The sequence below is a fragment of the Scatolibacter rhodanostii genome, from assembly GCF_900197595.1.
GTDB classification, from domain to species: domain Bacteria; phylum Bacillota; class Clostridia; order Oscillospirales; family Acutalibacteraceae; genus Scatolibacter; species Scatolibacter rhodanostii.
In genome coordinates this window covers 420009-442883 of record NZ_FZLO01000002.1, presented here as the reverse complement: position 1 = coordinate 442883, position 22875 = coordinate 420009, and the positions used below count along the sequence as shown (strand labels likewise).

19 protein-coding genes are annotated in these 22875 nt (G+C 40.2%); 15 read left to right on the top strand and 4 right to left on the bottom strand.

What is annotated here, in order from left to right; translation table 11 throughout:
- The first annotated feature begins 152 nt into the window (after positions 1 to 152).
- From CS931_RS06715 to tnpA, 3 genes are all read left to right on the top strand, one after another.
- Positions 153 to 707, top strand: coding sequence for a manganese efflux pump MntP (locus CS931_RS06715; RefSeq protein ID WP_099204992.1), 555 nt, complete (start codon positions 153 to 155; stop codon positions 705 to 707).
- A gap of 21 nt (positions 708 to 728) precedes the next feature.
- A complete protein-coding gene (locus tag CS931_RS06710; RefSeq protein ID WP_099204991.1) occupies positions 729 to 1259 on the top strand; it encodes a TetR/AcrR family transcriptional regulator C-terminal domain-containing protein in 531 nt (176 codons plus the stop codon).
- A 190-nt stretch (positions 1260 to 1449) separates the two neighbouring features.
- Positions 1450 to 1908, top strand: coding sequence for an IS200/IS605 family transposase (tnpA, locus tag CS931_RS06705; protein ID WP_099204990.1), 459 nt, complete (start codon positions 1450 to 1452; stop codon positions 1906 to 1908).
- 168 nt (positions 1909 to 2076) lie between these two features.
- On the opposite strand, the gene CS931_RS06700 is transcribed toward tnpA, so the two are convergent.
- The 3 genes from CS931_RS06700 to CS931_RS06690 form a co-directional block, all read right to left on the bottom strand.
- On the bottom strand, positions 2077 to 3099 hold the full coding sequence (locus tag CS931_RS06700) for a hypothetical protein (RefSeq protein WP_099204989.1): 1023 nt from the start codon (positions 3097 to 3099) through the stop codon (positions 2077 to 2079).
- Between the two features lie 279 nt (positions 3100 to 3378).
- Positions 3379 to 4080: a DNA alkylation repair protein gene (locus tag CS931_RS06695; RefSeq protein WP_099204988.1), complete on the bottom strand. Its 702-nt coding sequence runs from the start codon at positions 4078 to 4080 to the stop codon at positions 3379 to 3381.
- Positions 4077 to 5246, bottom strand: coding sequence for an MGDG synthase family glycosyltransferase (locus CS931_RS06690; RefSeq protein WP_099204987.1), 1170 nt, complete (start codon positions 5244 to 5246; stop codon positions 4077 to 4079). The genes CS931_RS06695 and CS931_RS06690 overlap by 4 nt, the downstream gene beginning before the upstream one ends.
- A gap of 552 nt (positions 5247 to 5798) precedes the next feature.
- Here CS931_RS06690 and CS931_RS06685 point away from each other — a divergent pair.
- The 7 genes from CS931_RS06685 to CS931_RS06660 all read left to right on the top strand — a co-directional run bounded on the left by CS931_RS06685 (position 5799) and on the right by CS931_RS06660 (position 13443).
- Positions 5799 to 7412, top strand: a complete 1614-nt coding sequence (locus tag CS931_RS06685; RefSeq protein ID WP_159459759.1) for a VanW family protein — start codon at positions 5799 to 5801, stop codon at positions 7410 to 7412.
- 179 nt (positions 7413 to 7591) lie between these two features.
- Positions 7592 to 9508, top strand: coding sequence for an NAD(+) synthase (locus CS931_RS06680; protein ID WP_099204985.1), 1917 nt, complete (start codon positions 7592 to 7594; stop codon positions 9506 to 9508).
- An 82-nt stretch (positions 9509 to 9590) separates the two neighbouring features.
- Entirely contained in the window at positions 9591 to 10565 is a 975-nt protein-coding gene (locus tag CS931_RS06675; RefSeq protein ID WP_099204984.1) for a D-2-hydroxyacid dehydrogenase, read from the top strand.
- Between the two features lie 52 nt (positions 10566 to 10617).
- Positions 10618 to 11748 carry a cysteine desulfurase family protein gene (locus CS931_RS06670; RefSeq protein WP_099204983.1) on the top strand — a complete coding sequence of 377 codons (1131 nt, stop codon included), beginning with the start codon at positions 10618 to 10620 and terminating at the stop codon, positions 11746 to 11748.
- Positions 11749 to 11765: 17 nt separating this feature from the next.
- Positions 11766 to 12038, top strand: a complete 273-nt coding sequence (locus CS931_RS06665; protein WP_099204982.1) for a GNAT family N-acetyltransferase — start codon at positions 11766 to 11768, stop codon at positions 12036 to 12038.
- Between the two features lie 134 nt (positions 12039 to 12172).
- A complete protein-coding gene (locus CS931_RS12800) occupies positions 12173 to 12349 on the top strand; it encodes a hypothetical protein (RefSeq protein WP_200814954.1) in 177 nt (58 codons plus the stop codon).
- Between the two features lie 146 nt (positions 12350 to 12495).
- The gene (locus tag CS931_RS06660; RefSeq protein ID WP_159459758.1) at positions 12496 to 13443 is read left to right on the top strand and encodes an ArsR/SmtB family transcription factor; all 948 of its coding nucleotides are present in this window, start codon (positions 12496 to 12498) and stop codon (positions 13441 to 13443) included.
- 134 nt (positions 13444 to 13577) lie between these two features.
- On the opposite strand, the gene CS931_RS06655 is transcribed toward CS931_RS06660, so the two are convergent.
- The gene (locus CS931_RS06655; RefSeq protein WP_099204980.1) at positions 13578 to 14597 is read right to left on the bottom strand and encodes a LacI family DNA-binding transcriptional regulator; all 1020 of its coding nucleotides are present in this window, start codon (positions 14595 to 14597) and stop codon (positions 13578 to 13580) included.
- Between the two features lie 357 nt (positions 14598 to 14954).
- Between CS931_RS06655 and CS931_RS06650 the strand changes: the two genes are divergently transcribed.
- The 5 genes from CS931_RS06650 (at position 14955) to CS931_RS06630 (ending at position 22640) form a co-directional block, all read left to right on the top strand.
- Positions 14955 to 15926: an ABC transporter permease gene (locus tag CS931_RS06650; RefSeq protein WP_099204979.1), complete on the top strand. Its 972-nt coding sequence runs from the start codon at positions 14955 to 14957 to the stop codon at positions 15924 to 15926.
- Positions 15927 to 15943: 17 nt separating this feature from the next.
- On the top strand, positions 15944 to 16876 hold the full coding sequence (locus CS931_RS06645; RefSeq protein WP_099204978.1) for a carbohydrate ABC transporter permease: 933 nt from the start codon (positions 15944 to 15946) through the stop codon (positions 16874 to 16876).
- Between the two features lie 31 nt (positions 16877 to 16907).
- A complete protein-coding gene (locus CS931_RS06640; RefSeq protein ID WP_159459757.1) occupies positions 16908 to 18419 on the top strand; it encodes an ABC transporter substrate-binding protein in 1512 nt (503 codons plus the stop codon).
- 115 nt (positions 18420 to 18534) lie between these two features.
- The gene (locus tag CS931_RS06635) at positions 18535 to 19530 is read left to right on the top strand and encodes a glycoside hydrolase family 130 protein (protein ID WP_242964930.1); all 996 of its coding nucleotides are present in this window, start codon (positions 18535 to 18537) and stop codon (positions 19528 to 19530) included.
- Between the two features lie 23 nt (positions 19531 to 19553).
- Positions 19554 to 22640, top strand: a complete 3087-nt coding sequence (locus CS931_RS06630; protein WP_099204975.1) for an alpha-mannosidase — start codon at positions 19554 to 19556, stop codon at positions 22638 to 22640.
- Positions 22641 to 22875 lie beyond the last annotated feature (235 nt).

Here is a 22875-nt window from a genome sequence, read left to right as displayed (position 1 = left end):
GAGTAGTCTGCACCATGGTGTGATGATGTCAACATGCTGGATTTATCCTGGCTTCATCTTAATAGACGAGACTTATCTGCAGCGACAGATGGGTCTTTTTTTATATCTTCTGTTTCTGCACTTAAAATTTGTCAGAAAGAAGGAAGAGAAAGATGAAAATTTGGGAATTATTCATTATTGCCGTGGGGCTTTCTATGGATGCTTTTGCAATAGCAATCTGCAAAGGGTTATCCGTAGAAAAAGTGAGCAAAAAACAGCAACTCACCATAGGTTTGTATTTTGGTGGGTTTCAAGCACTGATGCCATTGTTGGGATACCTTTTGGGTATACGGTTTCAGAGCTTGATAGCCGGAGTGGACCACTGGATTGCCTTTGTTCTACTGGCGGTTATCGGAATCAATATGATTTATCAGTCGTTTAAAGAAGAAAAAATCGGCGATTCTTTTGCTGCTAAGGTTATGATTCCACTAGCGCTGGCCAGCAGTATTGATGCGTTGGCTATAGGTGTTACCTTTGCCTTTTTACAGGCAGATATTGTGCCTGCCATCAGTTTTATTGGTGTGATGACTTTTGTTATTTCAGCAATAGGCTTAAAGCTGGGACACGTTTTCGGGGCAGGATATAAAAAGACAGCGGAACGTTTGGGTGGTGTGGTGCTCGTTTTCATGGGAGTGAAAATACTTCTTGAACATCTTTCGATTATTTAGACTTTGGGTAGGGGAGAATATATGGCAGATTCCAATATAACCAAAAGGGCCCTTGCAGCTTCTTTAAAAGAGTTAATGGAAGAAAGCTCGTTTTCTAAAATCAATATAGCCGATATCTGCGAGAAGTGTGAAATGAATCGTAAAAGTTTTTATTATCACTTTAAGGACAAATATGATTTGGTAAACTGGATTTATCAAACAGAATTTATTAGCGTGGCAAAGGAAAAAGACTATGCGGGAGCATGGGATTTTATGGAAGATATTTGTGCTTACCTTTTTGAGCATAGTCGTTTCTATCGAAAAGCTTTTTTGATTGAAGGGCAAAACTCTTTTTTCGATTATTTTACAGAGATATTGAGCCTTTTTATTGGAGAATACATAGAGTATGGTTCACTTTCTCAGGAAAATGCCGATTTTTATCTCCTTTTTTTGGTAGATGCTTTTACATCAGCCATTCGGCGTTGGCTGCTTTCAAGAGAATCACAGTCTCCCAAAGAATTTGTCACAGGACTAAAAGCGTGCATTCGTTTTGCAGCAGAAGAAATGGCATGATAAAATTAAATAAAACCAAACCAAAAGGGCAATGCTTGTAAAAGACATTGCCCTTCTTTTTATAATGAAGAAAACCCCCGGCTATGCCGGGGGTAAAGCTTTAAGTGGTATTGAGTAAAAAACTCCTTTTGATAAAGTAAATAAGCGGTCTGCCAACTGCTTAGTCAAATCAAAAGGAGGAGATTCAAAAATGAACGATACCAACAGTTTATCGCATACAAAGTGGAATTGCAAGTACCATATAGTGTTTGCACCAAAATATCGGAGAAAAATAATATATGGTGATTTAAAAGTAGAAATAGGGAAGATATTGCGTCAATTGTGTGAATGGAAAGAAGTAAAGATAATTGAGGCAGAATTATGTCCTGACCATATTCATATGTTGGTTGAAATTCCACCGAAAATAAGCGTGTCAGGATTTGTAGGATATTTAAAAGGAAAAAGCAGCCTTATGATTCATGAAAGACATGGAAATTTCAAATATAAATATGGAAATAGAAGCTTTTGGTGCAGAGGATACTATGTTGATACTGCAGGAAAAAATGCAAAGAAAATTCAAGAGTATATCAAAAATCAATTAAAAGAAGATCAAATTCATGACCAGATGACAATGAAAGAATACACCGACCCGTTTACGGGTAGCAAGTAACAAGCTTTCGCAAATGGCAGACCGTGCTACACGTCTTTAGACGTCGCTAGTATCATAGGGCTTTGCCCGCATAAGCAATACCCCCGGCTTAGCCGGGGGATACTTATTATAAATTAGCATAAAGTCGTTTGATGGATGAAGAAATTTGGCATCTGTTAGCACTAAAAATTAGCGGTGTTTCGCCGTTGTTTTTGGGAACGCCGCAGAAAAAATAGTGCGTAAATCAGATTGAAAACAGTTGAAAGGTTGAACAGTCTTTTGCATAAAAGTGGGATGCAAAAAACCGTCTTCATCAAAAAAGGCCGTGCAGGCATCTTCTGAGATAATACTGTCGATGAACATGTTGTCATATTTAATATCCATCAGTAGAATCGGTACTTTTTGTTCTTGCCGTATATGACAAATATATTGATAAACCAGCTGCTCTGTTTTTTCGGTGCAGCTTTTTTGCGGAATAAAAAAGGCAAAGGCCGGCTTCAGAAGAAGAATCTGACGCAAAATTTCACCATTGATTAAAGTTTTGGCTTGCTGTTCTGTATAGCGTAAGTAAACAGAGAAAAGAAGTTTTTTGGTTCTTAATAACCGACATGCGGTTGAAGCATGCTCATCATATTGAATAGCATACATAAGATGTTGCAAACCAGAGGTTCTTTTCAGAAAGGATGATGTTATCCATTTTCCAGAAATAAAGAGGAAAAAGGCGCAGTCTGGATGAGCTTCTATAAGAGGAAGCAAAGTTTCAGGATTTTCTTCCGTGAAAAGCAGATAGGTATATATTCCTAAAGCCTTACCTTGTGTGATAAGAGATTGATATTGTGCAGTTCGATCAGCATTCGGTGAAATTTGCAACGAAAGTGACCAAGGAATATTAAATCCCTCTTTTTGCTCAATTTTGCGAATTTCTTTGGCTCCCGCTGAACAGCTGTTGTAGCCAACATTCAGGCCAAAGGCAATGATGTTGTCAGTATCAACCTGTGAAATTAAGTTGGAGGCTAATGTATAATAGGCACTGTCTTCGTTTTGAAGCATTTCCTGTATATCGCTGAGAATCTCTTTTTGAAAGTCGCCGCTTGAAAAATTTAAGGCTAAATCAACCAGATTCCGAATGGTTCTGTCAGGTGATTGATGAATGTCTTTTAACGTCTTGCGTAAAGTGGTTTCAACTAAAACACGGGTAATATCTTTTCCCATTTCATAATGCTCCTTTCTATATCTGATTTTACTCTATGGTTTTGCAAAGATAAAGGGACAATCGTTGGGTTGTGTCCTAAAATCAGGACACATGAATAGAGCGATAACAGACCTTTATATTATATTCGCCAGTTGGGTGTGATATGGCGGTTCCAGTAAAAATAGAGGTTTAAATCAATAAAAGCTGTGAGAAATTTTCTCACAGCTAGGAAATTTGGCGGTCTAAAAGCCTCAAATAAGATTTTTAATAGGTAAAAGCTTTAGAAGTAAGCCGTAAATTTACAGGATTTTATAAGCCAAAAGCATTGTTTTATCTTCTGCCGAAACGCGCAGAGACTCTCGAATTTTTTGAATAGCTTTATTTTGTATAAAAGGGCGTAGTTGTCTAGCAGAAATCAACGCAAAAGTGGGTTCACGAAATTTAATGAAACAAACAGAAACAGCCCACGCGACAGCCATATTGATGTAGTAAGTATCTTGAGAAATTGAAAGAAGAAGAGAAAGGCCTTCTTCTACAAAAAATTCTTGCACAAAGTGTCCCAGAAACATGACCACTGCAAAACGAACGGTATATTCAGATTCCGATTGAAAAAGGGGTTTTATGAATTCCCATACCAAAGGCATTTCTTTGGGTTTGCATTTAAGAGAAGAACAAAAAGTGTCACAGATAGCCCAATTATCAATGAGAGGAAGAAAATCCTCTACAAGAAGCAGTTTTTCAGCAATCGGCATTTTCATACCGGCGAGGACAAAACCTTTCAGCATAATTTCTTCGTAAGAAGTAGGCTGTGAAAAGCCCAAAAATGCAGTGGGGTCTTGACGAAGAATTTCTTTGGCCATGCGGCGAATTTCAGGTACCCGAACTCCATAATGGATAGTGGTGCCAGGTACAAGGGAGGCGTGAAAAACGCGGTATTGTTCGTCGGATAAATCTGAAAATTTTTGAAGAATGAGAGCATAATCGTCAGGGGTAAATGTCATTTCTTCACCTTTAAAGAGATAGATTTATGCTTTTTGGGAATGGATTTAGGGGAGATGAGATTTTCTGCCAGTTCTACAGTTTGAGGAACTGAATCGGACTTATCAAAACGGCGGCAATTCTCTCGCATTTGATTCAGACGCCCTGTGTCTCGCACAAGAGATAGCAATACATCAGTAAAAGAATTATCTTTTGGAATTCGAATGCCCATGCCATTATTTTCAAGGAAAAGAGCATTGTCTTCTTCTTGTCCGGGAATTGCATTAAAGACCGCCAAGGGTAAGTTGCAGGCCAATGCTTCAGAAACCGTTAATCCACCTGGTTTGGTGACAATTAGGTCAGAAGCATTCATGTATTTTTGCACCTCTTTGGTAAAAAAGAGTAAATGTGTGCGATTTTTATTTTCACTGCTGGATTCAATTTCTTCTTCAAAGGCGCTGTATAAGCGTTCATTTCGTCCGGTGATTACAATCATTTGCAGTTTTTTTTCTGCACTTGTAAGACTGCGATACATCTTAATGATGTCTGACACCCCAAAGCTGCCCGCCATAAAGAGAACGGTAGGAATTTCAGGCGAAAACCCCAGTTCTTTTAAAGTGTCTTCACGAGAAGGAGGATTGAAGAAGGCTTTGTGAACAGGTATGCCGAATACATGAATTTTATTTTCAGGTACACCCAGAGCCATTAAAGGAGCGATCATATCCTCGCAGGCGACGATATAGCCGTCCACATGCTCTGCAATCCAAGCACGGTGAAGACCATAATCGGTGATAACGGTCAGCAGCTTGGCACTGATTTTTCCCAAGTGTTTAAGGTGAGAAATCATTTCAGTGGCAAAAGGATGGGTAGAGATAATCACATCCGGGTCTACTAAATGAATAGCCTTGTTAAGAGAATAGCTGAAAGTAGAATTGATTTTTGGTGCCAAATAAGATAGATAGTTTGGCTTGTTGGTTTGTTTGTAAAGCTGACCAAATAAGAGAGGAACTCTCTTGGCCATAAAGAGATAGCTGTCGCAGATGGTTTTATCCAAAAACCGTCCAATTGCTTTTAGTGCATCAACGGTAACAACTTCATGAGAAGTGTTTTCTCGAATATATTCTTCCAGTGCACTGGCGGCACTCAAATGTCCTCCGCCTGTAGCAGCAGTTAAAATCATAATTTTCATTGTACCACCCTTTCGTAATACCAAGATAGTGTTGAGAATAAGGTATTAAACGTTAAGAAAATTTTTATATTAACAAAAAGTGAGAAAGACTTTAATAAGTTGGTTACAAGTTTACCATATATTAGAGAGCAAAGAAATTAAAAAAATCTTACAAAATCATAATTTTTCTTGATGAAAGCAGAGAGGATGAAATAAATAAAAGGGAAAAGAAAAAAATTAGCAAAAAAGAGAAATAAAACTGTATGAAAATTATGAAAGTTGATGTCATTTATCAGAAGAAAAAGGGGGGAATTTGACACTCGAAACTCTTCTTTAGGCTTTACTTTATTGGTAAAAATTTGTATAATGGTTTTGTCAATATCTTGTGGAAAAAGTGAGACCGGATTCAAAGTATGGATGAACCGAGTAAATATGAAAAAAGACAAATAAGATGAAAAATGGAATAAACCGGAGGGGTAACCGCCGGACTAGTATTGTATGCAGATAAATCTTAAAATCATAGCGATTTTTCTTAAGCTGTGTACAAATGTTGGGAAAGGAGTGAACGTAATAATGGAAAACCGTCGATCAAATAAAGAAAAAAATTTAAAAGCTATTTTTGCTTTTTTGGTAACAGCCGCTTTGCTGGCAGGTTGTCAGACAGCTCCCGGGAATCCTACAGAATCTTCTGCTGAAGCAAAACCTGTGGTTTTTATAGAAGGCAGTATGCTTGAGGGTCAAGATATTTCTGGAAAGACATCAGAAGAAGCTGTCAAGCTAGGGAAAACATATATTGAAAACAAACTGAATAAATTGGAGGTCAGTGTCAAGTTTCAAGACGACACGATTGTGCTGAAAGGCGAAGATTTTACATATAAAGAAATGTTGGAGATTACACTGCCTAAACAAATTTTGAGTGGGAAAATAGAAGACTTGACTGTTCCTTATGTCATTGATCTTTCCAATCAAGGCAAAGAAAAGATTATGGCTGCCGCTCAGAAATGTTTTGTTAAAGCAGTAGAATCTACTGTGGAGGGTTTTGACTCTGCCAGCGGTTCTTTTGTGTTTACAGCAGAAACAAAAGGCAAAAAAGTCGACATTGATAAAACGCTTAAAAATATTCGCCAGCTGATCATGCAGAAACAGGGTGGTGCTTTGCAAGCTGAATTTATGGAGGTTATTCCTACCATCACAAAAGAAACTTTGCAAAGTCAGTTTGGTATGCTATCAACTTTCTCCACGATTTCAACCAATGGTTATAATGGCAATTCCAATATGGCACTGGCTCTTTCTCGTGTCAATGGCACTAAATTAGAACCCGGAGAAGTTTTTTCATACAATGGCACCATTGGCGACAGTACCTCAGCCGCAGAAGGTTATTTGCCGGCTGGCGGTATTAGCGGCGGCGCAATTGTGCAGATGTACGGAGGGGGAATCTGCCAAGGTTCTACCACGGTTTATAATGCGGTGGTTCATGCCGGACTGGAAATTGTAGAGCGAGATTGTCATGCTTTCGAGTCATCTTATGTTCCCACTGGATTGGATGCCATGGTCGACTATGGTAACTATGACTTTAGATTTAGAAATAATTCAGGTAATCCTATTTACATTCAAAGTTGGATGGATGGCGTTACACTGACTGTATCGATTTATGGTGTAAAATCTCCTGAATGGGATACAATAGAAACAAGTTCAGGTCGAGTGGAAACCTATGCAATTCCAGATACGGTTAGCTTTATAGAAGATCCGGGTCTTGCAAAAGGCGATTATGTGTTAGATTCTGCCGGCAGAGTAGGTGTTTCTTCTTACGCAGCTCGCCACTATTATAAAAACGGAGAATTAGTGAAGACAGAGGATTTGCCTAGCTCATATTATCCTCCTAAAGGCAAAATATACAAATATGGACCGGGCACAGATGTATCAAAAATAGACACGACAAAGGATAGTGGTAAAGTAGAGGGTGAACCCACCCCTACACCGGTACCGACTGCGACACCAACTCCCGCCGCACCCGTTGTGACAGCCACTCCGAAACCTGATCCAACTCCTGATCCAACACCAACACCGACTCCGGTTCCTACTACTACTCCGACTCCCACTCCAATTCCAGTTTCGACACCTGAACCAGAACCGACCCCAGGAAAGCCAACAGATCCAGTTTCTTCGGTGTCCGGTGAAGTCGTATAGCAGCAATAGGGTAGGGAAAAGCTCAGTCTAAAGGTGTTAAGCAGGTTTTAGCGAATAAAATACGGGTTTACGATTTAATACTATAGGCAGTTATAATGTTGCTACAAAAATAAGGGTAGTTCAAAGATGAAATCCTCTGCGGCTGCTTGCCCAGAGGATTTGTGAATAGAGGGAAAAAGATGAGAGATGGATTAGTTCGAGTGGCGGCTGTCACACCGAAGGTCAAAGTGGCAGACGTCGCAGCGAATAAGATAAGTATTCAAAAGTTGATAGAAGAATGTGCAGAAAAGGGCTGTGCCGCTGCGATTTTTCCAGAATTGTCACTAACGGCTTATACGTGCGGCGATTTGTTTTTTCATCAAACACTGCGGCAAGCGGCAGAAGAAGCATTGAAAGACCTTATGGCTGATACGGCTTTGCTTGACATTGTGTGCGCTGTAGGACTACCTGTAGGTTTTGCTGGAGAGCTTTATAACACCGCAGCGATATTCCATAAAGGGAAGCTGTTAGCTTTGGTGGCCAAGACAGAGATTCCTAACTATAATGAATTTTATGAATTGCGCTATTTTGCGCCGGGGTGTGCGCCAGAACCGATTCATTTTGCTGGACAAGATACGATTATTGGAACAGGCATTGTGTTTCCATGTGAGAATGTTCCTGATTTGTGTTTAGGAATTGAAATTTGTGAAGATGTGTGGTCATCGTCACCGCCCAGTACCGAATTGGCTAAAGGCGGAGCATCTATTATTTTCAATCTTTCTTGCAGTGATGAAACAGTCGGAAAAGCGGAATATCGTCGTGAATTGGTCAAGAGCCAGTCTGGCCGTTTGATTGCCGGTTACCTTTATGCTGACAGCGGCTGGGGAGAATCTAGCACAGATATGGTTTTTGCCGGCCATAATATAATTGCTGAAAATGGCTCTATTTTAGCAGAAAGCAATCTTTTTTCAACCGGTATTACAGTGGCTGAAATTGACGTAAATTTGATTCAACAAGAGCGGTTGCGCAATACAACATGGAAGAACAAATTGCCCGATATAGTACAAGTTCCTTTTACGATGGACAAGCAAACGATTGAGAGCTTTCAAATGCGAAGAAAGTTTTCTCCTCAGCCATTTGTGCCTAAAGACGAAAAAACAAGAAAAGAGCGTTGCCAAACCATTTTAAATATTCAGGCACATGGATTGGCAGTGCGCTTAGAGCATATTGGCGCTCAAAATGCTGTTCTGGCACTTTCTGGCGGACTTGATTCCACCTTGGCACTAATAGTAGCGGTTCGGGCATTTGATTTGTTGGGATTAGATCGAAAGGGCATTCATACAGTATCAATGCCCTGTTTTGGCACGACAAACAGAACAAAAAACAATGCAGAGTGCCTTGCAAAAGAATATGGCGTTGATTTTCAGGTGATTTCCATTGAAAAGGCTGTTTTACAGCATTTCAAAGATATAGGACAAGACCAAAATCGCACGGATGTCACCTATGAAAATTCGCAGGCTAGAGAGCGAACGCAGGTGGTGATGGATCTTGCCAATAAGTGCGGCGGAATTGTCATTGGTACCGGTGATTTATCTGAGCTGGCATTGGGCTGGGCAACCTATAATGGTGACCAGATGTCGATGTATGGCGTAAATGCATCCATTCCCAAAACGCTGGTGCGACACTTGGTGAACTATGAAGCAGGAGAGAGCGGAGAAAGTCTGAAAAATGTGCTGGTAGATATATTAGAAACACCCGTTAGTCCTGAATTATTACCCCCTAAGGATGGAGAAATCAGTCAAAAAACTGAAGATCTCGTTGGTCCTTATGAGCTTCACGACTTTTTCATTTATTACACATTGCGTTATGGATTTGCACCGGCAAAAATTTTCCGTATGGCTGTGTCGGCTTTTCAGGGGAATTATGAGCCATCTACTATCCAAAAATGGATGAAGACATTTTATAGGCGGTTTTTTGCACAGCAGTTCAAACGCTCTTGTATGCCTGACGGTGTTAAAGTGGGTTCGGTCACGCTGTCACCCAGAGGCGATTTTAGAATGCCGAGTGATGCCTGTGCAGCTCTTTGGTTAAAAGAAGCAGAAGAGCTAGAGGCATAAATATAAATACAAACGAAGCAGAAACAAGCAATAGGTTGAGGACTTATGTGTAGGCATAAGCCGGGAAGGGTTGGCGTTTAAAATGAACAAAACTAAAAAAGTGTTGGTAACAGTACCTCTCAAAGAACATCATCTCAAAAAGATAGAAGCAGCAGCACCTACCTATGAATTTCGCTATGTTAAAATGCAAGAAACAACACAAGAGGATGTGGACTGGGCTGAAATTCTATTGGGAAATGTCAACCCTAATTTGTTGCACGGTGATTCTTCTATAGAGTGGGCACAGACTAACAGTGCGGGTATCGAGGGTTATATTGTACCGGGAAGACTGCACGAAAATACCATTTTGAGCAATGCGACAGGGGCATATGGACTGGCAATTTCCGAGCATATGTTGGCCATGTTGATGGAGCTTCAAAAAAAGCTGCATCTCTATCGTGATGCACAGCATGAAATGCTATGGAAAGCTAAGGGTGAAGTTAAATCTGTTTACGGCTCTACTATTTTGGTACTAGGCATGGGCGATATTGGTAGTGAATTTGCTAAACGCTGCAAAGCTTTAGGGGCTTACGTCATTGGTATGCGTCGCGTGAAGCACGAGAAACCAGAATATATTGATGAACTTTGCACACCGGAAGAACTTGATGCTGTTTTAGCCAGAGCAGATGTGGTGGCAATCAGTTTGCCGGGTACAGAGAAGACGAGAAATATGATTTCCCGGGAAAAAATCGAAAAGATGAAAGACGGCTCAATTATTCTTAACGTAGGCCGAGGAATTGTGGTCGATACAGAGGCAATGTGTGATGCGTTAGAAAGCGGCAAACTTTGGGGTGTTGGTCTGGATGTAGTAGAACCTGAACCTCTTCCGGCTGATCATAGACTATGGAAATTACCAAATGCCGTTGTCACGCCACATATTTCAGGTTTTTATTATCTGCCAGAAACACACGAGCGTGTCATCCGTATTTTAACTGAGAACTTGGCGCGTTATTACCAGGGAAAAGAACTCATTAATTTAGTGAACCGCAAAGAAGGATATCGAGAATCAGTAAAATAATGATATGTGATAAATATAAATTGTCAGTGTCAGCGCATTTAGAAAGGCAAGCATGGAACATTATCTAGATAATAGTGCCACAACAAAAGTATTGGAGTCATCCGCACAAAAAGCTTTGTTTTTAATGACAGAAGAGTATGGAAATCCATCGTCTCTGCATACAAGAGGTTTTAGGGCAAAATGTGAGCTAGACAATGCTCGTGAAACAATTGCCAAAAGCTTGGGAGCCGATGCAGGAGAAATTTATTTTACATCTGGCGGTACAGAAAGTAATAATTTGGCCATTTTTGGAGCAGTGCAAGCACAAAAAAGACGGGGAAACCGAATTGTTACCACGAAAATAGAACATCCTTCAGTTTTAGAGCCGATGAAAGAGTTGGAAAAACAAGGCTTTGAAGTAATTTATCTCAAATTAAAGCCAGATGGAACAATTTCTACGGAAGAATTGCAACAAGCCATTGATGGCAATACAATTTTAGTCAGTATGATGTTGGTGAATAATGAAACGGGCAGTGTACAACCTGTCAAAGCAGCGGCCGATATTATTCGCCGAAAAAAACTGACTGCCCTTTTGCATACTGATGCTGTGCAGGCTTATTTGAAAATGCCAATTTCCGTCACCCGACTGGGGGTAGACTTATTGTCTCTAAGCGGACATAAGATTCATGCACCTAAAGGGGTAGGGGCTTTATATGTAGCCAAAAAAGCAAGGATTTTACCAACCCATTTTGGTGGTGGGCAAGAGAAAAAGATTCGCTCAGGGACAGAAAGCTTGCCTTTGATTGGCGCTTTGGCAGAGGCTGTTCAGCAAGGAGAAGACATACAAAAAAATCTTGCGTGGGTGGCAGAATTGAACGCTGCGTTGCGAAAAAACTTGTCGGCGATACCCGAGATTCAAATTCACTCTGCCGAAACGGCGCTGCCATATATATTGAATTTTTCTGCCGGACGTATTCGTTCTGAAACCATGCTCCATTTTTTGTCGGCTGAAGATATTTACGTGTCTTCAGGTTCTGCTTGTGGAAAAGGCAAGCCTAGCCATGTGTTGGCGGCATTAGGCTTAGATAAACAAGAAGTGGATAGCTCAATTCGAGTGAGTTTTTCACGATTTAATACAAAAGAAGATGTAGAGGTCCTGACTGCAGCCTTAAAAGAGGGCATTCATACGCTTCATCATGCTTAAGAGAAAGGAAAATAAAAATGGACTTTATTTATGAGAGCAATCGTATCTATGCGGAGTCAGAAAATGGAGACGTAATAGCTGAAGTTGATTTTCCCAATGTAACAGACGAAGTGGTGGATATTAATCACACTTTTGTAGACGATTCTCTACGGGGTCAAGGCGTGGCAGGCAGACTTTTGCAAGAGGCAGTCAAGACAATTCGGCAACAAGGCAAAAAAGCAAAAGCAACTTGTTCTTATGCTGTCAGTTGGTTCGCCAAGCATGAAGAAGAACAGGATTTGTTAGATTAAGGATAATCCTAAGAGATTTTCTGCTTGATTCAGCTAGATTAAGTACGGTTACATTATTGATTAAGTTACTTGAGTTGTTCTATCGAGAGCTTGTTTTTTTTGTTCGTATTAACAGTAAGAAAGGAATAGCTAAAATGGGGCCTTATGAATACGTTGTGGAAGATATGAATGGGGACTATGCATTTCTCCGGCGCACAGATATTTATGATGCGGGAGAACCTATGATGATTGCGGTTGCCCTTTTGCCTGATGATGTAGATGTCGGCACAAAACTCCATTGGGAAAATATGATGTATTCAGTGATTGGGTAACATACAAGTTATAGAATAATAAAGGCGATTGGTAAGTGCAAATATACAAAGAAGAGAGCAAAATTTCTAATTGGAGAGGAAATTTGCTCTCTTGCGGTGTCGCTATTTGTTAAATCTATTTTATGAGGAGAGGGAGGGGAAAAGAAATGTTAAGGCTGTCTATACAAGACCCAGTGGTGCTGGCAAAAGTTTGTCATGCGCTTTCTACTCCCTTGCGTTTGCAAATGGTTAACCTATTGCAAAGCGGAAGCTTGAGTTGTGTTGACATCGCTAAGGCGCTACATACACCGGTTTCTACGGTGTCAGTCAATGTGAAAATTTTAGAAGAAGCAGGGCTTATCATGACTGAACTTCGGCCGGCCAAAAATGGTTCTCAAAAGCTATGTAGTTTAGTGTATCAAGATGTTCTCATTATGCTAACACATGGTGTGACCATTCCGCCCAATAGCAAAAAATTTGAAATTGCTGTTCCCATTGGTAACTACCAGCATTTTGAAGTGCACCCCTCTTGTGGTTTTGTCTGTAAAAACAATCTCGAGAGTATGGTAGGCGACACACATTGTGACGACCCTTATTATTTTCTGCATCCTTCTCGCATTAATGCAAGTTTGATTTGGTTTAGAAAAGGTTTTGTAGAGTATATCATTCCTATTTATCAGTCGATAGAATTAGAGCCTGAGTCAATTGCTTTTACAATGGAGATTTGTTCAGAAGCCCCAGGATTTAACAATCTATGGAAATCAGACATTACTATGTGGATTGAGGGAAAAGAAATCGGCTCTTGGGCTTCACCGGCTGACTTTGGAGATCGAAGAGGAGAATTAACCCCGCAACAATGGAAGTTTGGTGCTACACAATACGGCGTTTTGACCGAGTGGATGGTTAACGCACAAGGTAGTTTTGTAAACGGAGAAAAGGTTTCGGATATAACAGCCAAGAAGCTTTCTTTAAAAGGGAAACGCTCAGTAACGATGCGCATTGGTGTCAAAGAAGATGCGAAGTATGTAGGTGGCCTGAATATTTTTGGAGAAGATTTCGGCGATTATCCACAAGGAATTAAAATGTGCATTCGTTATCGGGAGGATGCTAGATAGTATTGAGAGATGAATAAGAGAACACTAAGCAATGCGTAAAATAGAATTCAGGAAAAATAAAGAATCTATCGTTCACTAACAGCAGTTAGGAAAAATAGATTCTTTTTATGTGTGTATAAATAAAAGAGAACGGTTTAATTTAATAAAATCCCGCGGTAAAGAATATCAGAAGAAATATAAGAAAGCTCGGGAGAAGAGGCTGGATAATCTATTTTAAAGAGAATATGATTAGCCAACCGTGCACCAAGGCTCTTAGTTTGTACATCTACAGTAGTAAGACGACCAGCCACATTGGCATACTCTGTGTTATTATCAAAGCCAGTCAAAATAATTTTTCCCTGTGGGTTAAGATTATACTCATTGAAACAGAGCTGTACAAAATCAGCAATATAGTCACTGGCACAGACAAATGCTTCTGGTAAAGAATCCAAATTACAAATGAATCGACAAATTTCTTCATAATGGGTACGAAAACCAAAAGGACCAAGCAGGCTGAGAGAGAGGTCGGGAGAAAGAGATTTTTCTTCAAAAGCGTCTAAAAAGCCTTGAAAACGGTCTGTGTTGGTTTGAGCATAATCAACGTCACCAATAAAGCCAAGTCTGCCTCGGCCAGATTCCAGCAAACGAGAAGTAATTTCTTTGACAAGGCAACGGCCTTCTAGTATCACCAAATTGCCATTTAATTTTGCAAAGGGCAAGTCAGGTACCGTATCAAGAAAAACTTTGGGAAGCGGCAATGCGGCAAGCTTCTCCAACAGTTGTTTGGCATAAATGTTTAGCACAATCATGCCAGAAACAGAACCATCAGTTAAAACAGACGGCAAAGCATAGCCGGGTTTGTAGGAGGTGGGCAGATAGGTATACATCAAATTAATGCCTTGTTCTGAAAGCGTTTTGGCGAGTTCGTGAATAATTTCCATCCAAAAAACCGATGATTCAGGACGGGAGACAACAGCGGCAATAGTACGTGAAGCCACTGTGTTTGCTAAAGGTAACTCAGTTTCTTCAGAGAGATAACCAAGTTCTTTTGCTCTTGTTAGAATTTCATGCCGTAGCTTGCTAGAAACACCGGGCCTGTTATTCAGAGCTTTCCAAACAGTAATGCGCGAAGTGGAAAGTTCGTTAGCAATGTCCTGCATAGTAGGTTTTTTCATAATGAAAGTTTCACCGTACCTTATAAAATAATGATAACGTTTGCTTTAAATTAAGTCTATTATACGCAACAAAATTCAAAAAATCAAGGAATTGTTAATTGTTGTTAATATAGATATTTTCAGTTGAAATTTGACTATACTAAACAAATTATAAAAAATAAATTGAAAAGTAAAGGCAGAATTTAAGCGAAAACTGCTTTATAATCCAAAAAAATATTGTGCATTTAGTTAAATTTCACAATTGACTAATCAAAAAACTTAGGTTAATATTTAAGTTAATAAAAAGAATCAACTTAAGAGAGTTTGGTTAACTATTCGTTAACTAAACGTGGCTTTCAGCACTGAGAGGAGGAAATAATGAAAAATCGAAAGAACTTTTCGGCTGTCGCAGTGCCGAAAAAACATCGAAAGTGGTCGAGAGACGATACAGAATTGTCTTTGTTGGGGTTGCCTACCTTTATTTGGTTTGCGATTTTCAGCTTTTTACCTATGTTTGGGTTAATCATCGCTTTTAAAGATTATAAATTGACACCTGGAAGAGGCTTTCTTTACAGCTTGATAAATAGTGATTGGGTGGGCTTTTCAAACTTCAACTTTTTTTTGAAGAGTAATACCTTTGGAATGCTTCTAAGAAATACGTTGTTATATAATATCGTTTTTATTCTCTTGGGAATTATCATTCCTGTTACTTTCGCAGTAATGATTAATCAGCTCCATAATAAATTTATATCTAAAGCCTATCAAACGATGATGTTTTTTCCTCATTTCATGTCATGGGTTGTAGTTAGTTATTTCGTGTTTGCCTTTCTGAATCCAGATAAAGGCCTAGCCAATGCAATTATCAAAGCTTTTGGCGGCGAAAGGATTCTATGGTATTCTCAGCCTCAGTATTGGCCATTTATATTGATAATTATGCAAGTGTGGAAAACCATGGGATATAGCATGGTGGTTTATTTAGCCAGCATTACAGGTATTGACGGTAGCCTTTATGAAGCAGCCATGCTAGATGGTGCCAATAAGTGGCAGCAAGTAAAGTATATCACCTTGCCATCTATCAAATCAGTTGTCATTATGATGTTTATTTTGAATGTTGGACGCATTTTCTATTCTGATTTTGGCCTGTTCTATCAGGTAACACAAGGGGTTCCCAATTCGTTAACAAATGTGGCAAGTACATTTGATACTTACATTTACATGGCTCTTCAAAGTAATGTTAGTATTGGCAAAACAGCCGCTGCAAGCTTGTTCCAATCCATTGCCTGCTGTGTCACCGTTCTGGCAGCCAACTTCATTGTATCTAAAATTGATGAAGAAAGTGCTATTATTTAGCGAAAGGAGAGAGTATTATGTCAAAAGTTACTACAAAGAAAAATGATTCTGACGAGCTTAAGCTGAATGCGATTAAACCGGCCACAAACCGACTGTTTAACCTTGTATTTATTATACTGTCATTTGTATCGTTGTTTCCTGTGTTTTTTGTGCTGATGATTTCTCTTTCCTCTGAGCAATCTATTGCACAGTTTGGCTACCAACTTTGGCCCAACGAGTTTTCCTCTTCGGCGTACCAATTTTTGTGGCACGAGAGAGGCATGATTTTCAGGTCTTTATTTGTTTCAGTCCTTGTCACTGTTTTAGGAACCGCAATAGGTGTTTTGCTGACAACATCCATGGGATATGTACTTTCTCGCCAGCAATTCCGTTTAAAAGGTTTTTATACATGGATTGTGTTCATTCCGATGATTTTTAACGGCGGAATGGTGGCGAACTATGTGGTAGTCAATAATATCTTAGGACTGAATGACACAATTTGGTCTTTAATTTTACCGCTTGCTGTTTCTAGTTTTAATATTATTATTTGTAAAACTTTTTTCCGAACCACCATACCAGATTCTATAGTAGAATCGGCTAAAATTGACGGAGCCAGCCAATTGAGCATATTTGTCCGCATTGTTGTGCCAATATCTAAACCGGTTTTTGCAACAATAGCATTGTTCTTAACCTTTAGTTATTGGAATGACTGGTTCCAATCCTCTTTGTATATATCAAACGCCAAATTAATTTCTTTGCAGGCACTGCTAAATAACATGATGAAGAATTTGGAATTTATCGCTAAAAACCCTTCAGCAGGACTGAGCTTGCAACAGTATAAAAATAGCATGCCATCCGAATCAGTTCGAATGGCTATCGCCATGGTGATTGTCCTTCCTATAGCATGTGTTTATCCGTTCTTCCAGAAGTATTTTATTTCTGGTTTAACGATAGGTGCAGTGAAAGGATAACGATAAAATATTTTCAATGAAGGAGAAAGATATGAAAAAGACAAGTAAGATCGTTGCACTGCTTCTTAGCATGGTTATGGTTTTCGCTTTAGCAGCATGCGGCGGAAAAGACAAACCTGCAAGTGATGCTTCAAAAGCTCCTGTTTCAGGAGATAGCAGCAAAACCGAAGAAACAAGTTCAAAAACTGATGATGCTGCATCTGGTGATGTAGTAACATTGAAATGGGCTATGGTTGGTAACGGTATGCCAAGCAACTATGAAGCTTGGGCTGAAAAGGTAAACAGCTATATGGGCGAAAAAATTGGTGTTAACATCGATTTGGAAGTAGTAAGCTGGGGCGATTGGAGCAACAGAAGAAGCGTTATCGTTAAAACCGGCGGTGACTATGACATTCTGTTTACCAATGGTGATACCTACACCAGTGATGTAAAGACAAATGCTTTTGCTGATCTCACTGATATTGTAGAGACAGCATCGCCAGAACTTTACAGTTCTATTCCTGCTAACTATTGGGATGCTTGCCGTGTAGATGGCAAAATCTACGGTGTTCCCACTTATAAAGACAGTTCACAAACTAACTTTATTGTTTGGGACAAAGAACTGGCTGCTTCAGTAGGAATTGATACAGCTTCTATCAATACTTTGGACGCGATGACAGAACCGCTTCAAAAGATTACAGATAAAATCTCCAAACCTGCTTTCCCAATTTTCAAATCGGGTGCAACATGGGTTTATTATGAGTATGACAACATGAGCAGCGGCCTGCCAGCAATTGGTGTTCGCTATGATGATGCTTCTACAAAGGTTGTTCCTGTTTTTGAGCAGGACGATATCATGAAAGACCTTACCACACTTCACCAGTGGTATCAGTCAGGCATCATCAATTCTGACGCAGCAACTTTGCCAGAAGATGCTTCTTATAAAGCCGTTCAAATTGCTCAAGGTTGGTCAGGCGCTGCCAAAACAACTTGGGGACCGAACATGGGCGTTGAAGCAGAAGCTTATCAAATCGGCGAAGGCGTTATTTCTAACGACACAGTTCGTGGTTCTTTGAATGCAATTTCTGCTAACTGCGAGAATCCTGAAAAGGCTTTGGAATTCTTACAGTTGATCAACACAGATTCCTATGTACGTGACAGCTTCTATTATGGATTGGAAGGCGACGACTGGGATTATACAGCTGACAACAAAGTTCACCGCAATAAAACAGACTGGTCAATGGCTGGTTATACACAAGCCAGCTTCTTCACCGTTACACAGACAGATGACGTAGACTTTAACCAGTGGGATGAAGTGAAAACACTGAACGAAAAAGCAACTCCTTCTGTTTTGGTTGGTTTCACATTTGATACAACAAAAGTCAGCGATCAGCTTGCTAACTGTGTTTCTATCTATGAGCGTTATAAAGGCGAAGTTCTGACTGGCACAACAAATCCAGAAGAATCCATTCCTGCTATGATGGCAGAAATGCGCGATGCTGGTTTTGATGAGATTGTGACTGAAGCACAAACACAAGTTGATGCTTTTATAGCGTCTAAATAATTCTAAATACGCACTTGTGTTTTTTATAAAGTAATTGCCAAGGGGCGGGAAATGGAGATTTCTCGCCCTTTCTTTTAAAAGTTTTAATTCTATAGGGTAGTCAAAAAGGAGAAGTATTATGGCAAAAATTATCGGGAATGCTCTTCCGAATATTCCTTGGCAAGAGAAACCCCAAAACGTAGAGATGCCACTGTGGCGTTATGCAGAAAATCCGATTATAGGAAGAAACGGAAATAAGCGTTCCAATAGCGTTTTTAACAGCGCAGTTGTTCCGTTTGATGAAGGCTTTGCCGGTGTATTCCGTTGTGATAGCCGTTCTATTAGTATGGATATCTTTGCTGGTTTTAGTGAAGACGGTATTCATTGGAAAATCAATGACGAACCAATTCATTTGGTTGGTGATGAACCTGAAGTTTTGAATAGAGAATATCGCTATGATCCCAGAGTTTGCTTTATGGATGGCAAATATTATGTGACATGGTGTAACGGCTATCATGGCCCAACTATAGGCATGGCTTGGACAGAAGACTTTAAGACTTTTCATCAGATGGAAAACGCATTTTTACCCTATAATCGCAACGGGGTTCTGTTTCCTCGCAAAATTAATGGACGTTACATGATGATGAGCCGTCCGAGTGACACTGGTCACACGCCTTTTGGCGATATTTTTGTCAGTCAGAGTGATGATTTAATCGCATGGGGACGTCACCGCTATATGATGGGTGCAGTCAGTGGCGATACGTCAGCATGGCAGAGTACCAAAATTGGCCCTGGTCCAATCCCAATTGAAACGGATGAAGGCTGGCTGATGATCTATCATGGTGTTATCAACACTTGTAACGGATTTGTCTATCGTATGGGTTCTGCCATTTTGGATATTGATGAACCATGGAAGGTAAAATATCGCTCTAAAGATTACATTCTGGCTCCACATGAAATCTATGAATGTATGGGTGACGTGCCAAATGTTGTGTTCCCATGTGCGACTTTATGTGACAGTGAGACAGGAAGAATTGCGATATACTATGGTTGTGCTGACACGGTAACAGGTGTGGCATTTACGACAGTAGACGAGCTAATTAACTACACGAAAGAAAATTCATTTGCTTAACAAATGCAAATGGGAGGAAAAAGATGGACTTTTTAGATAAACGTATTAAAGGGATTTGCGATGAGCTAAAAAAGCTGACCGTTAAGCAGAGCCTTCCTATGGAAAACTGGGTTTACAAAAAAGGCAACTTTGTGTACCCGGCAGATGCCGATGCAGACAGCACGGCCTTTGAGGTATTTGACAGCCGCACCATGCACTGGTATGGACCGGATGAGCATTATTGGTTCCGCTGTGATTATACTGTGCCGCAGGAATTTGACGGCAAACCGCTTTGGATGCATGTTCGCACTCAAATTGAAGAGTGGGATGACGGAAAAAACCCGCAATTTTTGCTGTTTAAAGACAATGTGCCAATACAAGGTATTGACATGAATCACCGTGATATCTTGCTAGAAAGAAAAGCGGTAGCCGGCACGACTTACCGCTTGGATTTACAGTCTTATACAGGCACTTTGCACTCTGAATTTAATTTGATTGTAGAAATGCAAGAAGTCGATCCTGAAATCACGGGTTTATATTATGATTTGCGCATTCCGTTAGATGCTTTCCCTCGTTTACCGAAAGACGGTAAGGAACGCCGTGATTTAGAACGTGTGCTGAATCATGCTATTAACTTGTTGGATATGCGTACCGCTTATAGTGAAGCTTTTTATGCCAGTGTACAACAAGCAAGAGAGTATTTAGCAAAGGCAATGTATACCGATTTGGCAGGGAATAGTGAAGTAATTGCCACTTGCATTGGTCACACACACATTGACGTGGCATGGTGGTGGACCGTTGAGCAAACCCGTGAAAAGGTAGGCAGAAGTTTTGCGACCGTGCTCAAACTGATGGAAGAATATCCTGACTATAAATTCATGTCGAGCCAACCGCAGCTTTATCAGTTCTTGAAAGAACGTTATCCCGAACTCTATGCACAAGTTAAACAGCGTATAATTGAAAAACGCTGGGAGCCGGAAGGCGGTATGTGGGTCGAAGCGGACTGTAACCTGACAAGCGGTGAAAGTTTGGTACGTCAGTTCCTCTACGGCAAACGTTTCTTTAAAGAAGAATTTGGTCTTGATAACCGTATTCTTTGGCTGCCGGACGTGTTCGGTTATTCTGGCGCATTGCCGCAGATTATGCAAAAAAGTGGTATTGACTATTTTATGACCACAAAACTCGCATGGAACCAGTTTAACAAAATGCCGCATGACACCTTTATGTGGAGAGGAATTGACGGCACAGAGATTTTGACTCATCTTGTCACTACCTTAGGTGTAGGACAGAGTGAAGATGATTTCTTTACTACCTATAATGGTATGCTGCATTCTGACGCTATTTTGGGTGGCTGGCACCGTTATCAAGACAAAGAAATCAATAACGACATTTTGATTTCCTTTGGCTATGGAGATGGCGGCGGCGGTCCAACTCGCGATATGCTAGAAGCTTCTACCCGTTTGGATAAGGGGATTCAGGGCGTGCCGAAAGTCAGACAAGAGTTCTCGCGTGCTTATTTTGACGAGTTGGCAGAGCGTGTGAAAGATAACCCCCGTTTGGCAACATGGGTTGGCGAGCTTTATTTTGAATACCATAGAGGAACCTACACCTCGATGGCACGCAATAAGCGTTCAAACCGTAAAGCCGAGCTACACATGATGGATTTAGAGCTTTTGAGTGTATTGGCTAAAAACCAAGTAGCTTATCCGCATGAAGAGATAGACAAGCTTTGGAGAAATATTCTGTTGAATCAGTTCCATGATATTCTCCCTGGTTCTTCTATTAAAGAAGTATACGAAGTCACGAAACGTGAATATGAAGCCATGGAAGCTAAAATGGCTGCCTTGTCAGAAGAACGCTTGCAAACACTAGTTAGCGGCAAAGAAGGAGTAACCATATTCAACACCACTGGCTTTAGCCGTGATGACGTTGTCGTGCTTAAGGACTGCAAGGCAAAAGCTTTGACAGATGAAAATGGCAAAGTTTATCCTGTTCAGCAGACAGAAGACGGTGCTGTAGTTTATGTAGAAGATTTGCCGTCTAAAGGCTATAAAGCATATAAAACAGCTGATTCGACTGAAAAGAACAACGTACTGGAAATTACAGCAGACGGAATTGAAACTCCATACTATACAGTAAAACTGGATGAAAATGGCTTGATGAGCAGTATTCTGGATAAAGAAAATCATCGTGAAGTTGTGCAGGAGAAGCTTCCGGCTAACTTGTTCCGTATGTATGAAGATAAGCCGATTTATTATGATAACTGGGATATCGATATTTATTATACCGAGAAATTCTGGGATGTTACTTCGCTTGAAAAATCTGAATGGATTGAAAACGGTCCTGTTCGTGCCACCTTGTATCAGGAACGTAAAGTCAGCAATTCGCTGATTTGCCAGAAAATTCATTTCTATGCCAATTCTCGCCGTATCGACTTTGAAACTACCGTCGATTGGAAAGAACACCAGCATTTGCTCAAGGTTCATTTTCCTGTTGCGTTGCATACGGATGAGGCAACCTTTGAAATTCAGTTTGGTAATGTAACTCGTAAAACACACGCGAACACCAGCTGGGATAAGGCTCGTTTTGAAAGTTGCGGCCAAAAGTGGATGGATTTATCTGAGGGTCATTATGGTGTCAGTTTGCTGAATGACTGCAAATATGGTCATTCTGTGAAAGACAGCAATATTGGCTTGACATTGATTAAATCAGGTATTGAACCAAACCCAACTACCGACCAAGAAATGCACTATTTCACCTATTCACTCTATCCCCATGCTGGAAACTGGCGTGAAGCAGGAACGGTGAAGCAAGCTTTCTTCTTGAATCAGCCAGCCTTTGCTTCTGCAGGCGGGACAGAATACAACGGTCTTTCTGTTGTTTCGGTAAATGCGCCCAATGCGGTTATTGAAACCGTAAAAGAAGCAGAAAACGGCGATGGTGTGATTGTTCGTTTGTATGAATGCGACAATGCACTAACAATGACTGAACTGACATGGAACGGCAACATTGTTTCAGCAGAAGAATGCAATTTAATCGAAGAAAAAATAGCAGATGTGTCTGTTCAAGGAGCAGTGCTGCCATTTACGATTAAACCGTATGAAGTAAAAACATTCCGTATTCGTGGCTAAATTTAGAAGAGTTAAAACAATCTCCAACCTCAAGGTTAGGAGATCGTTTTTGTGTTTGTTGTGTCTTGAGATTATCGAAGTGTAAATTTTACTTTGCAAAAGAATAAAAGAAAAAGGTCTTATCCATAGAATTTGGATAAGACTTTCTTTCACGCTTTTTTATATCAATAAAGCGATAAAACCCAGGGTGAAATGGATGTCAAACAAGAATATATACATAGGAAGGAAAGATGAA